General features: G+C 45.9%; 15 protein-coding genes. All 15 read right to left on the bottom strand.

The annotated features are described in order from the left end of the window. Nucleotides 1-26: 26 nt before the first annotated feature. On the bottom strand, nucleotides 27-1,721 hold the full coding sequence (locus tag NYE42_RS08400; protein ID WP_144464353.1) for a proline--tRNA ligase: 1,695 nt from the start codon (nucleotides 1,719-1,721) through the stop codon (nucleotides 27-29). Between the two features lie 31 nt (nucleotides 1,722-1,752). Further along, nucleotides 1,753-3,021, bottom strand: coding sequence for an RIP metalloprotease RseP (gene rseP / locus NYE42_RS08395; RefSeq protein WP_007611459.1), 1,269 nt, complete (start codon nucleotides 3,019-3,021; stop codon nucleotides 1,753-1,755). Nucleotides 3,022-3,027: 6 nt separating this feature from the next. After that, the gene (gene dxr, locus NYE42_RS08390; protein WP_144464355.1) at nucleotides 3,028-4,179 is read right to left on the bottom strand and encodes a 1-deoxy-D-xylulose-5-phosphate reductoisomerase; all 1,152 of its coding nucleotides are present in this window, start codon (nucleotides 4,177-4,179) and stop codon (nucleotides 3,028-3,030) included. A 55-nt stretch (nucleotides 4,180-4,234) separates the two neighbouring features. Further along, nucleotides 4,235-5,032, bottom strand: coding sequence for a phosphatidate cytidylyltransferase (locus tag NYE42_RS08385; protein ID WP_007409796.1), 798 nt, complete (start codon nucleotides 5,030-5,032; stop codon nucleotides 4,235-4,237). A gap of 3 nt (nucleotides 5,033-5,035) precedes the next feature. Continuing rightward, entirely contained in the window at nucleotides 5,036-5,818 is a 783-nt protein-coding gene (locus NYE42_RS08380; RefSeq protein ID WP_007611457.1) for an isoprenyl transferase, read from the bottom strand. A 125-nt stretch (nucleotides 5,819-5,943) separates the two neighbouring features. Continuing rightward, nucleotides 5,944-6,501: a ribosome recycling factor gene (frr, locus tag NYE42_RS08375; RefSeq protein ID WP_003154212.1), complete on the bottom strand. Its 558-nt coding sequence runs from the start codon at nucleotides 6,499-6,501 to the stop codon at nucleotides 5,944-5,946. A 2-nt stretch (nucleotides 6,502-6,503) separates the two neighbouring features. Further along, nucleotides 6,504-7,226 carry a UMP kinase gene (gene pyrH / locus NYE42_RS08370; RefSeq protein WP_003154213.1) on the bottom strand — a complete coding sequence of 241 codons (723 nt, stop codon included), beginning with the start codon at nucleotides 7,224-7,226 and terminating at the stop codon, nucleotides 6,504-6,506. A gap of 145 nt (nucleotides 7,227-7,371) precedes the next feature. Then, nucleotides 7,372-8,253, bottom strand: coding sequence for a translation elongation factor Ts (gene tsf, locus NYE42_RS08365; protein ID WP_327954177.1), 882 nt, complete (start codon nucleotides 8,251-8,253; stop codon nucleotides 7,372-7,374). A 99-nt stretch (nucleotides 8,254-8,352) separates the two neighbouring features. Continuing rightward, the gene (rpsB, locus tag NYE42_RS08360; RefSeq protein WP_003154215.1) at nucleotides 8,353-9,093 is read right to left on the bottom strand and encodes a 30S ribosomal protein S2; all 741 of its coding nucleotides are present in this window, start codon (nucleotides 9,091-9,093) and stop codon (nucleotides 8,353-8,355) included. Between the two features lie 143 nt (nucleotides 9,094-9,236). Continuing rightward, on the bottom strand, nucleotides 9,237-9,704 hold the full coding sequence (locus tag NYE42_RS08355; RefSeq protein ID WP_040238143.1) for a hypothetical protein: 468 nt from the start codon (nucleotides 9,702-9,704) through the stop codon (nucleotides 9,237-9,239). Nucleotides 9,705-9,731: 27 nt separating this feature from the next. After that, on the bottom strand, nucleotides 9,732-10,496 hold the full coding sequence (gene sigD / locus NYE42_RS08350; RefSeq protein ID WP_003154217.1) for an RNA polymerase sigma-28 factor SigD: 765 nt from the start codon (nucleotides 10,494-10,496) through the stop codon (nucleotides 9,732-9,734). 26 nt (nucleotides 10,497-10,522) lie between these two features. Beyond that, complete coding sequence (cheD, locus tag NYE42_RS08345) at nucleotides 10,523-11,023, bottom strand: chemoreceptor glutamine deamidase CheD (protein WP_003154219.1); 501 nt, start codon at nucleotides 11,021-11,023, stop codon at nucleotides 10,523-10,525. Then, nucleotides 11,020-11,649 (bottom strand): CheY-P phosphatase CheC, encoded by a 630-nt coding sequence (cheC, locus tag NYE42_RS08340; protein ID WP_003154222.1) that lies wholly within the window; start codon nucleotides 11,647-11,649, stop codon nucleotides 11,020-11,022. The genes cheD and cheC overlap by 4 nt, the downstream gene beginning before the upstream one ends. Before the next feature lie 15 nt (nucleotides 11,650-11,664). Continuing rightward, the gene (cheW, locus tag NYE42_RS08335; RefSeq protein WP_003154225.1) at nucleotides 11,665-12,138 is read right to left on the bottom strand and encodes a chemotaxis protein CheW; all 474 of its coding nucleotides are present in this window, start codon (nucleotides 12,136-12,138) and stop codon (nucleotides 11,665-11,667) included. Between the two features lie 22 nt (nucleotides 12,139-12,160). Next, the gene (gene cheA, locus NYE42_RS08330) at nucleotides 12,161-14,179 is read right to left on the bottom strand and encodes a chemotaxis protein CheA (protein WP_007409792.1); all 2,019 of its coding nucleotides are present in this window, start codon (nucleotides 14,177-14,179) and stop codon (nucleotides 12,161-12,163) included. Between the last annotated feature and the right edge of the window lie 5 nt (nucleotides 14,180-14,184).

The raw sequence follows: 14,184 nt of genomic DNA, 5'->3' as shown, positions 1-14,184 counted from the left end.
TGATTTTGTATGATTCGTTATGGTGATTACTTCGTCTTAATAAATTCAGAAAGCTCATCCACTGAAACTTCGGCAGATTCACCGGTTTTGCGGATTTTCACTTCTACGATGCCTTCGTCGGCACGTTTTCCGACAGTGATGCGGATCGGAAGGCCGATCAGATCAGAATCAGCAAACTTCACGCCTGCGCGTTCAGCACGGTCATCGTATAATACCTCATAACCTTCCGCCTGGAATTTGCCGTAAAGCTGTTCAGCAAGCTCTTTTTGCGCTTCGTTTTTCATATTCAGTGCCAAAATATGAAGATCATACGGAGCAACGCTTTTCGGCCAGATCAAGCCTTTTTCGTCGTGATGCTGTTCAGCGATGGCTGAAAGCGTTCTGGACACGCCGATTCCGTAACATCCCATCAGCATCGGCTGCGCACGCCCGTTTTCATCAAGGTATGTCGCATTCATCGCTTCAGAGTAACGCGTGCCGAGTTTAAAGACTTGTCCGACCTCAATCCCTTCAGCGAAACGGATCGTGCCTTTTCCGTCAGGTGACGGATCGCCTTCCTGAATGATTCGAAGATCGGCATATGCTTTTACTGACGCGTCACGTTCGATGTTTACGTTTCGGTAATGACGGTCTTTTTCATTCGCGCCGCTAACGGCGTTTACCATTACTTTCACGGCTTGGTCGGCATAAATCTCAATGTCGCCGGCAGCGCCGATCGGCCCCGCAAATCCCGGCTCCGTGCCAAGTTTCTCTGCTACTTCTTCATGAGACGCAAGCTCAACCACTTCCGTGTTCAGAAGGTTTTTCACTTTCACGTCATTGACCTCATGATCGCCTCTTACTAACACGAGAACAAATCGGTCATCAGCTTTAAACAGCATGGATTTGATGCAGGCGCTCGGCTCGATCTGCAAGAACGAAGCGAGCTCTTCAATGCTTTTGACATTCGGCGTATCAATTTTCTCCAATGCCTCGGGTGTTTCATCTGACGGCTCGCTGTTCATGACAACTTCCGCCATTTCCGTATTGGCTGCGTAAGAGGATCCATCGGAATAAGCGATGGTATCTTCCCCTATTTCAGAAAGAGCCATAAATTCATGCGTGTCTTTTCCGCCCATCGCGCCCGAGTCGGCAATAACGGGACGGACGTTTAATTCACAGCGTGCGAAAATGCTGCTGTATGCGCCGTACATGTTTTGGTATGTTTCCTCAAGACTTGCTTCAGAAGCATGGAAAGAATACGCATCTTTCATGATGAATTCGCGTCCGCGCAATAACCCGAAACGCGGGCGTTTTTCATCTCTGAATTTAGACTGGATCTGGTAAAGAGTGAGTGGCAGACGCTTATAAGATTTCACCTCATCGCGCACGAGAGAAGTAATGACTTCTTCATGTGTCGCGCCTAAAGCAAATTCACGGCCGTGGCGGTCTTTCAGACGCATTAATTCAGGCCCGTACGTATACCACCTGCCTGATTCCTGCCATGTTTCAGCCTGCTGAAGGGCCGGCATCAGCATTTCCACCGCGTTGATTTTTTCCATTTCTTCACGCACGATCTTCTGAATGTTTTGAATGACCCTGTAAGCCAGGGGCATGTAGCTGTAAACCCCGCTCGTATTTTGTCTGATAAATCCCGCTCTCAGCAGAAGCTTATGGCTTTTTGCTTCAGCATCAGCCGGCACTTCTCTCAGGGTCGGAATAAGCGTCAAACTTTGTCTCATGTCTTCGCACCTCTGATTTTTTACTAGTCAATTATAAGAATAAACGCTGGATATCGTTCCATGTGACAACCAGCATAAGAAGCATTAAGAAAGCTACGCCGATAAATACGACAAATGCTTCCTTGTCACGGTTTATCGGCTTGCCGCGGATTGCTTCAATGAATAAAAACAGCAGCCGCCCGCCGTCAAGCGCCGGTATCGGCAGCAGGTTGACAATTCCCAGGTTGATGCTTAAAAACGCCGCAAACTGGAATAGGTTGATAATACCGGTTTTTGCAACTTGATCCGTCATATCATAAATGCCGACAGGACCCGAAAGCATATCAAGCTTAAACTGGCCTGTCACAAGTTTGCTCAGATTGGTCAGGATCGCTTTTGTGACATCAACGGTAGATGTCGCGCCGTAGGCAATCGCTGCAAGCGCGCCTTTTTCAGTCGGCGCATAAGAGCCGAAGCGGCCGATTGTTTTTTTATTTTCATCTTTTACAGCTTCAGGTGTAACCGAGATATGAAACGATTTGCCGTCCCGTTTGACGGCGACATCGATTTTTTTTCCGGGATTTTCTTTTACCGCTGTCACGATGTCGGTCCATGACCTCATTTTTTCACCGTTAATGCTCTGGATATAGTCGCCTTCTTTTAAACCGGCAGCCGCTGCGCGTCCATTGTCTGTCAGCTTCCCGAGCTCAGGCTGATTCGAAGGCACGCCTTGAATGAATCCAAGCATGACGAGAATGACATACGCTAAGATGAAGTTCATTATCGGACCGGCAGCAATCGCCTTAATCCGCTTCCATACGGGTTTAGACCCGAATTGTCGATTGTAAGGCGCAATCTGCACTTCTTCTCCGTCTACGATAAAAAAAGAGGTCTGACTGACAGTAAAGCCCGCCAGTTCATCTTCTTTCCCCTGCTCGTACCCGGTAATCTTCATTTCGTGCTCAAGATCAGCCGTCTCCACCTCGATAATTAAAGCGTCGGGATATTTTTCCTTTTGATTAATGATGACTTTTTCCACTTCGTCATCTTTATTAAAAAGAAGCCCGACGGTATAACCGGGTTTGACTTCAATCATCTCCGGGTCTTCACCGGCCATGCGGACGAACCCGCCGACCGGAAGGAGTCTGATCGTATACACGGTTTCATTCTTTTTAAATGAAAAGATTTTAGGGCCGAAGCCGATCGCAAATTCACGGCAAAGGATTCCCGCTCTTTGGGCGAGCAATAAATGCCCGAGCTCATGGAAAAAAACGAGCGTTCCGAAAATAATAATAAACGCGATAACTGTATTCACGAACATACCACCTTATGTGAGTATTGAATTAACGTATCCCCGGGTGTCTTTGTCCACTTCTTGGATATCCGCAAGACTCGGATCCTGAATTACGCTGTGGCGGTCCAATGCTTGTTCAATCAGGTTCTCAATCGATAAGAATGAAATCCGTCCGGCAAGAAAAGCGGCAACGGCTTCTTCGTTGGCCGCATTTAAAACCGTCGGCATCGTTCCCCCTATTTTACCTGATTCAAAGGCAAATTGTAAGCAGCGGAACCTTTCAAAGTCAGCTTTCGCAAAATGGAGGCTTCCGATCTCCCATAATTCAAGCCTTTTTGTTTCAGGCAGAGGCAGACGGTCCGGATATGTCAGCGCATATTGAATCGGCACCCTCATGTCCGGATTTCCGAGCTGGGCGATGACGCTTCTGTCGTGAAATTCAACCATCGAATGAATGATGCTCTCCTTATGTAATACAACGTCAATCTGTTCATACGGAATGTCAAACAGCCAATGCGCCTCAATGACTTCAAGTCCTTTATTCATCATTGTAGCCGAGTCAATCGTAATTTTTGCGCCCATCGACCAGTTCGGGTGGTTAAGGGCGTCGGCAATCGTTACAGACTCAAGCTCCTGCCGCGTTTTATCTCTGAAACTGCCGCCGGATGCCGTAATGACCAGGCGCTCGATATTTTTGCTCTGTTCGCCCTGCAGCGCCTGAAAAATAGCGGAATGTTCGCTGTCGACCGGAAGAAGAGGAACACCGTATCGTTTTGCGTGTCCTTTCACTATATGCCCGGCAGTGACGAGAGTTTCCTTATTTGCAAGCGCAATTGTTTTTTTCTGTTCAATCGCTTTCAAAGTCGGGATTAAACCGACGCTTCCAAGCAGCGCATTGACCACGATATCGACTTCGTCCATGACTGCCGCTTCAATCAGGCCTTCTTCTCCGATGCCGATTTGACATTCATGAGAAAAAGTCGCTTCTTTCACTTTTTGGTATGTATCCATGTCGCCGACTGCTACATATTTCGGCTGAAACGTTCTGATCAACGGGATCGCTTTCTCGGCGTTTTTACCGAAAGTCATCGAGACGAGACGGAACTGATCTTGATGCATGCGCAATACGTCTAACGTCTGCTCCCCTATTGATCCTGTTGCTCCTAAAAGACAAATATTCTTCAAAATGCCACTCCCATTCTATGCGTCCAGATCGGTCTTATTTTCATATTAGCCTTTCTCATGAAAAAAGCGCAAGCAGAAAGTATAAGAACGGCATGACAAACAAAAAGCTGTCAAATCGATCTAAAATGCCGCCGTGCCCGGGAAGGATTTTTCCCGAATCCTTCACATCATAGTGCCGCTTAAGCGCTGATTCAACCAAATCCCCGATCTGTCCGAATACAGACAGAACAAGCGTGATGACCAAAAGAACCGGGTATGAAATCGGAAGGTGCGCAAACAGCTGAAAAACAGCCGTAAAAATAAGGGCGATGACAATACCGCCGAGAAACCCTTCCACTGTTTTGTTGGGGCTGATTTCGGGCCACAGCTTCCGCTTCCCGAGCGACTTTCCGACGAAATATGCGCCTGAGTCCGTTGACCATATGACAACGCAGGCATAAAAGATATACAAAAGCCCGTTTGTTTCAATGTTTCTGATTTCAATAAAATAATGAAAACACAGTCCGATATATACCGTCGCGAGAACGATAAACCCGACTTCGTCAAACGTAAAGGTGTTTTTCACGAGCACCGTATAGCTGAGCAGAATCAATACAGCGAAAATCGTTACTTCCATTTTCGCATCGAAAAAATGATACTTGTCCGGCATCATATACAGCCATAACAACAAGAGGCTGATCAGACCCGGAAAAGAAAAAAATCTGAGCTTTTTCATCCGCAAAAGCTCAAAAAGCGCTATACTTCCCATCACGTAAACAAATACGGTGAACGGCAATCCTCCGAAAATAACCAAAAATAAAAATAATGCCGCTGCCAGAACACCTGTTAACAATCTTTGTTTCATTTCCACCATCCTCTAAATTCCGCCAAACCTCCGGCCCCGCTGCTGAAATTCTCCCACTGCCTGCAGAAAGTGATCTTCTTTAAAATCGGGCCACAGGACATCTGTAAAAACAAATTCACTGTAAGCCACCTGCCAAAGCATAAAGTTGCTCAATCTGATTTCTCCGCTCGTTCTGATGAGCAGCTCCGGGTCCTGGATTGATTCTGTCATTAAATGCCCGGAAAAGAGCGCTTCATCAATGTCTTCGATATTCAGCGTGCCGCTTTTCACCTGTTCAGCCAGTGCTTTTGCCGCATTGACGATTTCCGTGCGTCCGCCGTAGTTCAAAGCGAAATTGAGAATCAGCCCGTCATTTTGTTCTGTATCTTTTACGGCCTTCTCAATCGCCCTGTACGTATGAGAAGGGAGCGCGGATTCATCTCCGATAATTTTCACCTGTACATTTTCCTCTATTAATTCAGGAAGATACGTATTCAGGAACTCTTCCGGAAGCTTCATCAAAAAGTCGACTTCCATCTTCGGGCGCTTCCAGTTCTCCGTTGAAAACGCATAAAGAGTCAGAACTTTAACGCCGAGCTGACTTGCGAGCTTTGTCACCCTTTTTACCACTTTCATTCCTTCATGATGTCCTGCAATCCGAGGGAGTGAACGCTTCTTCGCCCAGCGTCCGTTTCCGTCCATAATAATGGCAATGTGTGCGGGAATTTCACCCTTCAGTATGTCTTCTTTTGTATACCGTTCTAAGTTGGAAGCCGCATTCTGCTGATTCTTCCAATTTTTGAGTATGTTGAGCATGAGATTCCTCCGTCACCCAAAAAGGTTGCGTTGCTGATGATCAATGTAATCAACAGTATTAACAAAAAAACCCCCTGTAAACATGAGAGGGTCTTTTCACATTATCTATTGTACATAGTTTTTCATTAAACTTCCATGATTTCTTTTTCTTTGTCCTTCGTGACGCTGTCAATTTTTGACACATATTCATCTGTCAGCTTTTGAACGTCTTCACTGGAAGCACGAAGCTCGTCTTCTGTGATGTCTCCGTTTTTCTCAAGTTTTTTGAGGTCATCGTTGCTGTCACGGCGGACATTACGGACTGCTACTTTCGCTTCTTCCGCGTATTTTTTCACGACTTTGACAAGTTCTTTACGTCTTTCTTCCGTCAGAGCCGGGATCGCGATGCGGATAATTGTGCCGTCACTTGTCGGCGTTACGCCAAGATCAGCTTTCAGAATCGCTTTTTCAATATCACCGATTGCCGTTTTGTCATACGGTGTGACAACAAGCATACGCGCTTCAGGCACATTGATGGAAGACAGCTGGTTTAAAGGTGTTTGGGCACCGTAGTATTCTACTGTCACTTTATCCAATAGAGATGGGTTGGCACGTCCTGCGCGGACTGACGCCAATTCACGTGAATAAGCGGCAACCGCTTTTTCCATGCGTTCTTTTGTTTGTGTTAATACTTCGTTTGACAACGTTATTTCCCCCTTACGATCGTTCCGATTGATTCGCCGATTACGGCACGCTTAATATTTCCTTCTTCCATAATAGAAAAGACGATCAGCGGAATATCATTATCCATACATAGTGAAGAAGCCGTAGAATCCATGACTTCCAGCCCGTCTTTTAACACATCGAGATAAGATAATTTTTCGTATTTAACGGCTGACTCATCTTTTCTCGGATCAGCATTATACACACCGTCGACATTATTTTTCGCCATTAAGATCACGTCCGCTTCGATTTCAGCGGCACGCAGCGCTGCGGTTGTGTCCGTAGAGAAATAAGGGTTTCCTGTTCCCGCGGCAAAAATAACAACGCGTTTTTTCTCCAGGTGGCGGATGGCTTTTCTTCTGATGTAAGGCTCAGCGACCTGACGCATTTCAATTGATGTCTGCACTCTGGACTGAATTCCGAGCGTTTCCAGGCTGTCCTGCAGGGCAAGTGAGTTCATGACAGTAGCAAGCATGCCCATATAATCGGCCGTCGCACGGTCCATTCCTAAGTCACTGCCCGTTTTTCCGCGCCATAAGTTGCCGCCGCCTACGACTACGGCCACTTCGACGTCAAGCTCAGCGATTTCTTTTACCTGTTTAGCGATGGATTGGATGACAGTCGGATTAATGCCGTTTCCCTGCTCTCCTGCCAATGCTTCTCCGCTAAGCTTTAAAACGATACGATTGTATTTTGGTTTTTCCATAATAACCTCCAAGTGTAAACATTGCCGTTTCCTATTATGCAAGAGAAAAAAAGGTTTGTAAATATAGTTTTAAAAATAGGGAACACAAGTAGTGTCCCCTATACTGCCTGAAAAGCCGCGAAAGATTCGCCAAGGCTTTCCGCCATTATTTTTTCACTTGGTTCATAACTTCTTCAGCAAAGTTTTCTTGGCGTTTTTCAATACCTTCTCCAACTTCGTAGCGGACGTAAGTTTTAACAGATGCGTTTTTCGCAGCCACAACTTGTTTCACTTTTTCGTCTGGGTTTTTAACGAAAGCTTGGTCTAATAAGCAAATTTCTTCGAAGAATTTGTTCAGACGGCCTTCAACCATTTTAGCTACGATGTTTTCCGGTTTGCCTTCTTGAAGAGCTTGCTGAGTCAGAATCTGACGCTCATGGTTTGCTTCTTCTTCAGACACTTGTTCGCGGGAAATGTAACGAGGATTTACCGCTGCAACATGCATCGCGATGTCTTTTGCAAGATCTTCGTCAGTTGTTCCGCTAAGAACGGATAATACGCCGATGCGGCCTCCCATGTGAAGGTAAGCACCGAACGCTTCGCTGTCTTCTTTTGAAATAACAGCAAAACGGCGAAGAGTGATTTTCTCTCCGATTTTAGCAACGTTGCTTGTGATGTATTCTTCAACAGTAGAACCGTTTTCCATCTTTTGACCCATTGCTTCTTCAAGATCAGCAGGAGCGTTTGCAAGAAGGTGGTCAGCAAGCGTGTTCAGAAGCTCTTTGAAGCCTTCGTTTTTCGCAACGAAATCAGTTTCAGAGTTTACTTCTAAGATAACGCCTTTGTTGCCGTCAGTTTTAATAAGAGTAGAACCTTCAGCAGCGATACGGTCAGCTTTTTTAGCCGCTTTCGCAATTCCTTTTTCTCTCAGAAGGTCGATTGCTTTGTCCATATCTCCGTCAGTTTCAGTCAATGCTTTTTTACAGTCCATCATACCAGCGCCTGTTTTTTGACGCAGTTCTTTTACCTGCTGTGCAGTAATAGCCATTTGAATTCCTCCTTATATGTGTAAACAAGATATGTATAGATACATTTTTCTTGAAAAAAGGTGATAAAAGGCAGTCCCTCTTATCACCTTTTGATTAGGTTACGCAGTTGTCGTTTCTGTTTCAGGTGCAGTCTCTTCAGCAGCTTCCGCTTCTTCTTCGCCTTGCTTCGCTTCTAAGATAGCATCTGCCATTTTAGAAGTAAGAAGTTTGACAGCGCGGATTGCGTCATCGTTTGCAGGGATTACGACATCAATTTCATCAGGATCACAGTTTGTATCTACGATTCCGATGATAGGAATGTTCAATTTGCGAGCTTCCGCAACAGCGATGCGCTCTTTGCGAGGATCGATGATGAATAATGCATCAGGAAGATCCTTCATGTCTTTAATTCCGCCGAGGAATTTTTCAAGACGCTCTAATTCTTTTTTCAATTGAACAACTTCTTTTTTCGGAAGTACTTCAAATGTACCGTTTTCTTGCATTTTCTCGATGTCTTTCAGACGCTTAATGCGTTTTTGGATTGTTTCGAAGTTTGTCAGTGTACCGCCCAACCAGCGTTGGTTGACATAGTACATGCCAGAGCGTACAGCTTCTTCTTTAACAGAATCCTGAGCTTGTTTTTTTGTGCCGACGAAAAGGATTTTTCCGCCTTCAGCAGCAAGGTTTTTCGTGAAGTTGTAAGCTTCCTCTACTTTTTTCACTGTTTTTTGAAGGTCAATGATGTAGATTCCGTTACGCTCCGTGAAAATGTAACGCTTCATTTTTGGGTTCCAGCGGCGTGTTTGGTGGCCGAAGTGAACACCAGCTTCAAGCAATTGTTTCATAGAAATAACTGACATGTGATTTCCTCCTAATAAAATGGTTTTTTTCCTCCGCTTAGGTCATTTTTGTGCAGAACTGCCGTTTGCAGCACCCTCTGCATAAATCGTTAAGCGTGTGTATTTAACACCAAGACATAATATAACACAGCTTTATGCGACAATCAAGAATCCTTTACAGCTTTGCCGCGAAATTTTAAAAACAGCTCGATTTCTGTCTTTCCGCTCTGCATCCGTTTGGCGATTTCCGCGGGGGTGAGCCCTTGTTCATATAATTCTGAAACACGTTTTTCAAACGAATGCGCACCGTTGTTTTCATCACTTTCAGCCCGTTCCGTTGCACTGATGAGCTTTTCCATGTGGTCCGGAATATCAGGCTCTTCTTTCGGTTCCGGCCGGGGTTCGGCATCTTCTGCGTCCGGCGCTTGACGGCTTTTTGCGTCTTCGAGTCTTTCATTTTCTTCTTTCAGCTCAAGCAGAAACGCTGCAAGGGTGTTTTCCGTCTCTTCAAGAATCTTCTTCTGCTGGCGCTCCGTCTCCTTGAGGGCTGAAAACCTCGTGTACAGAATAATGACGGCATAAAGCAGTACGCCGTGAAGCACAAAGCTTAAAAGCCATAATAGTGTTGACATGTTTTTCACTCGCTAACCATGAGTTCATTATTGAATTACTTTTTCAAGCAGATGCTTTAATTTAAACAGCGCCTTTGAATGAATCTGTGAAATCCGCGACGTCGAAAGGTTCAGGACTTGTCCGATCTCGGTCAAAGTCAGTTCTTCTTTATAGAATAAACTGACGACAAGCTGCTCTTTTTCAGAGAGCTCGTGAATTTTGCCCGCAAGCTGAGCGATCAGCTCGTCCTTCATGATTTTTTCTTCCGGCGGCACATTTTTGTCATCTCTGATCATCACTTGAATATTCTCACCGTCATCCTGGTCGTGAAGCTTTTCATCAATTGATAAGAGATTGGCAAAAAACCCTTCATTCATCGTTGATACTACGTCCTGCTCCGTCATCCCCAGCTCTTCTGCGATCTCTGAAGGAGTCACATTCCGAAGGTAGCGCTGTTCAAGTTTTTCGATCGCCGCTTCGACTTTTTTTGTCTTCTCCCGTGAAGTTCTGGGCAGCCAATCTTCTTTACGCAGCCCGTCGATGATTGCACCGCGAATTCTAAACGAGGCATAGGTATCAAATTTTAAATCCCGGCCGGGGTCAAATTTTTCCAGGGCATCATATAAACCAAGCATACCAAGGCTCATTAGATCGTCTTTATGCACCGATTTCGGCAGTCCGACGGAAATTCTGCCGACATGATATGTGACCAGCGGCATGTAACGGCGCATTAAATCATCACCGGCTTTAGGATCTTTCCACTCTTTCCAGCGCGACCAAAGCACCTGATCTTCATAATTCAAGGATTGCATTGTTATCCCCCTACCTCATACCTTTATTAAATCGTTGTTTCACCTTGTTTAACAGTTCGAATGTGCAGCATGCAGGACTTTGGCTCAAATTCAATCGTCCGGCCGCTTGAGCCGCCCGTATCTTCACTGATGACCGGAATGTTATACAATGAAAGCTGCTCTTTGATGGCCGCTACATTCCTCGGACCGATTTTCATCAGGTCGTTTGTCATTTTAAACTTAAACATCTCCGCTCCCCCGGCGAGTTTTGCCTTCAGGGCAAACTTGCGGCAGCCGGCTTTCAAAAGCATATCAATCGTCATCTTAACGGCGGTGTCCGCGTATTTTGCACGGTTGAGCTCCGCCGTTTTTGATAAACCGGAGTCCGGCAGCATGACGTGAACGAGTCCTGCCGTTTGTTTGTCTTTATCGTATAAAACCAGCCCTACGCATGAACCGAGTCCCGAGGTCCGGATTTTATCCGGGTAACGCGCGACTTGAACATCCGCAATCCCCACTTTAACGACTGCGGCTTCCGCACGGCTCATAAAGCCGCACCCAATGAGACGAAGAGCTTTTCAAAAGAATCATAGTCCGGGAGCATAAACATGTGGGCTTTGAGCTCCTGCCGGCTGCCCTGGTCAAAAATAGAAGTATCCACGACAATGGCATGCTCTCCGACTTGGCTGAGTTCCATCAGCCCTTCACTGATAACCGCGCCGAACATATCAAGTGAGATTTCCGGCACGCTCGGGTAAATCTCAAGCTTTGTCAAATCAGCCAATGCCGTTAAATAGGAACCTGCTAAAATATTGCCGAACTCATGTAAAGCAGAAGAACTCAAATGATCTTCACCCAACTGGTCAATATCAAAATCCGGATTTCCGATCAGCTCTCTGATAAACTGTTCCGCCTGATGGAAAGGCATGATGAGAAAGATAGAGCCGGTCATGTCGCCTTCCATTCTTAAAAAGATACTGGCGACCGGCGTTTCAGCCCCGCCGAAAAAATCAGCGAGCTCATCAAATGTCAATAAAGTCGCAAACGGCACTTCCATGTCTATCTTTCTGTTCAGCAGCTGAGCCATTGCAGAAGCCGAGTGACCCGCCCCGATATTTCCGACTTCCCGCAAAATATCCATCTGCTCTTCTTTGATCGCTTCAAACTTACTCATGTTGTCTTTTCCCCTTTAAGCATTAGGCTCTCCGGACGCAGATGCCGAAGCACCTTTATCCAGTACCGCATGCGCATCGATAATATTGAGGAGCCTGTTATCTTGCTTGACGATCTGTTTAATCCACACATCCGTTTCCTTTGTCTGGCTTTCAGGCGCGGATTCGATTTCATTTTCATGCACGGTGATGACGTCATTGGCCTCATCCACGACCCATCCGACATCGGCGTCACGATAAGAAATGATGATAATCCGAGTCTCTTCTGTGATGTCCTGTTCAGGCTGATTCAGACGTTTTCTTAAATCAAGAACCGGGGTAATCACTCCGCGCAGATTGATAACGCCGCGGATATAAGATTCCACACCCGGGACCCTCGTCGGTTTTTGCCACTTTTCAATTGATTTCACCTGGGAAACTGAGATAGCGTATTCTTTCCCGTTTATCATAAACACAATCATTTTTTCACCTGTTTTGATTTCAGCAGTCATTCGGGCACCTCCTCGTGTCGTTTTAGTAGATCAGCGCATTGCAATCAATAATCAGCGCCACTTCTCCGTTTCCGAGAATCGTAGCGCCGGAAATCGCAAAGACGTTCGTCAAATAGTCGCCGAGTGATTTCAGTACGACTTCCTGCTGTCCGATAAAAGAATCCACGACAAAAGCAGTGGATTTATCGCCCTTTTTCACGACGATTACATGGAACTGATCGGCATCCTGTTTTGAATCCGTAATGCCGAATTCTTTTTTCAGATAGACGATCGGAACGATTTGGCCTCTGAAATCAATCACTTCTCTGTCATGCGTCTGCAGGATATCTTTCTTATCAATAACAGCCGTCTCTATAATAGAAGAAATCGGTATCGCAAACGTCTCTTCTTCCAGTTTAATGAGAAGAACGGATATAATTGAAAGTGTCAGCGGAAGCTGGATACTGAAAAGAGAACCTTGACCTTCCGCGGATTTGACACTGACAGAGCCGCCGAGTGATTCGAGTTTATTTTTTACGACATCCAGGCCGACGCCCCGCCCTGAAATGTCAGAAATTTGATCGGCAGTCGAGAAGCCCGGAGCAAAAATAAGCTCGTAAATCTCATTATCTTCAAGCGTTTCAGCATCACGTTCGGTGATTACACTCCGCTCGAGCGCTTTTTCAAGAATTTTCTTTCTGTTCAGGCCGGCCCCGTCATCTTCAACCTCAATAAAGACGTGGTTGCCGCTGTGATATGCCTTAAGCACGACATGACCTGATTCCGGTTTTCCTTTATTCACCCGCACTTCAGGCGATTCAATGCCGTGATCGATGCTGTTTCTGATTAAATGAACAAGCGGATCGCCGATTTCATCAATCACCGTGCGGTCCAGCTCCGTTTCAGCTCCGATGATGGACAATTCGATTTTCTTGTTTAATTCCTTTTGAAGCTGGCGGATCATTCTCGGGAAACGGTTAAAGACGGTTTCTACCGGCACCATCCGCATATTAAGAATAATAGACTGAAGGTCGCCCGAGATTCTGGTCAGGCGTTCAACGGTTTCAGTCAGCTCATTGTGGTCAAGCTCTTTGGCGATCTGCTCAAGACGTCCGCGGTCAATGACAAGTTCTTCAAAAAGGTTCATTGAAGAATCCAGTCTTTCAATGTTGACGCGAATCGTTTTCGAGCCGCTGTGATGCTTCGGCTGTTCTTCCGTTTTCGCTTGCGGCTTAGGCTGTTTCTCAGCCTTTTTAACCGGAGCTTCCTTCACCGGTTCAGCCGCTTGCGGTTTTTCGGCCGTTTTTAACGGCGCACCGGCAGAAATTTCGACATTCTCCACTTCTGAAATGCCGCTGATGAGTTCTTTAATTTCTTCAGCAGGCTGCTTTGTTAAGAAACACACCTGAAAATCCGTTCCGAAATCTTCCGTCTCTAGCACTTCCGCGGCGGGTATTGTTTTTGCGACTTCCCCGGCTTCATTCAGCTTTTCAAATATCATGTACACGCGCACGGCTTTGAGCATGCAGCTTTCATTCAGGGAAACCGTTATTTCATAGCGGCTGAATCCTTGCTCTTCCGCCTCTTCAATAACAGTCCGTTCGAACTCGTCATAATTCCATTCAGTTGAAGCCTGTTGTTTTGAAGCCGGCGGTTCTGCTGTTTCGGCTGAAGCCGCAGTCTCATGCACCGCATTTACGTCGAGCTTCGCACTCACTTCAGAAATATCACGTTTGCCGTCTCCTCCGTCAATAATGGACTGCACCATCTCTTCAAGATGATCAAGCGCTTCAAACAGCACATCCAGCCAATCTGATGTAACGGGCATTTCTCCGTTGCGGATGGCGTCCAGCACATTTTCCATCAGGTGGGTTAAATGCGCCAGATCTGTATATCCCATCGTTGCGCTCATGCCTTTCAGCGTATGGGCAGCTCTGAAGATGTCATGCACAAGCTGAAGGTCTGCCGGATCTTTTTCCAACAGCAGCAGCTTTTCGTTACATGTCTGTAAGTGCTCTTTACTTTCATCAATAAAGACATCTAAATATTGATTCATATCCAATTGAT

Source organism: Bacillus sp. FSL K6-2865, assembly GCF_040311405.1.
Lineage (GTDB): Bacteria > Bacillota > Bacilli > Bacillales > Bacillaceae > Bacillus > Bacillus velezensis.
The sequence above is the reverse complement of the archived record's forward strand: the minus strand, read 5'-3'. Positions and strand labels throughout refer to the sequence as shown.

Bases quoted from the DNA above. Each gene is read 5' to 3' on its own strand.
- NYE42_RS08400 (WP_144464353.1), bottom strand. From the start codon at position 1,721: ATGAGACAAAGTTTGACGCTTATTCCGACCCTGAGAGAAGTGCCGGCT.
- rseP (WP_007611459.1), bottom strand. From the start codon at position 3,021: ATGTTCGTGAATACAGTTATCGCGTTTATTATTATTTTCGGAACGCTC.
- NYE42_RS08385 (WP_007409796.1), bottom strand. From the start codon at position 5,032: ATGGTGGAAATGAAACAAAGATTGTTAACAGGTGTTCTGGCAGCGGCA.
- NYE42_RS08380 (WP_007611457.1), bottom strand. From the start codon at position 5,818: ATGCTCAACATACTCAAAAATTGGAAGAATCAGCAGAATGCGGCTTCC.
- pyrH (WP_003154213.1), bottom strand. From the start codon at position 7,226: ATGGAAAAACCAAAATACAATCGTATCGTTTTAAAGCTTAGCGGAGAA.
- tsf (WP_327954177.1), bottom strand. From the start codon at position 8,253: ATGGCTATTACTGCACAGCAGGTAAAAGAACTGCGTCAAAAAACAGGC.
- rpsB (WP_003154215.1), bottom strand. From the start codon at position 9,093: ATGTCAGTTATTTCTATGAAACAATTGCTTGAAGCTGGTGTTCACTTC.
- NYE42_RS08355 (WP_040238143.1), bottom strand. From the start codon at position 9,704: ATGTCAACACTATTATGGCTTTTAAGCTTTGTGCTTCACGGCGTACTG.
- sigD (WP_003154217.1), bottom strand. From the start codon at position 10,496: ATGCAATCCTTGAATTATGAAGATCAGGTGCTTTGGTCGCGCTGGAAA.
- cheD (WP_003154219.1), bottom strand. From the start codon at position 11,023: ATGAGCCGTGCGGAAGCCGCAGTCGTTAAAGTGGGGATTGCGGATGTT.
- cheC (WP_003154222.1), bottom strand. From the start codon at position 11,649: ATGAGTAAGTTTGAAGCGATCAAAGAAGAGCAGATGGATATTTTGCGG.
- cheW (WP_003154225.1), bottom strand. From the start codon at position 12,138: ATGACTGCTGAAATCAAAACAGGTGAAAAAATGATTGTGTTTATGATA.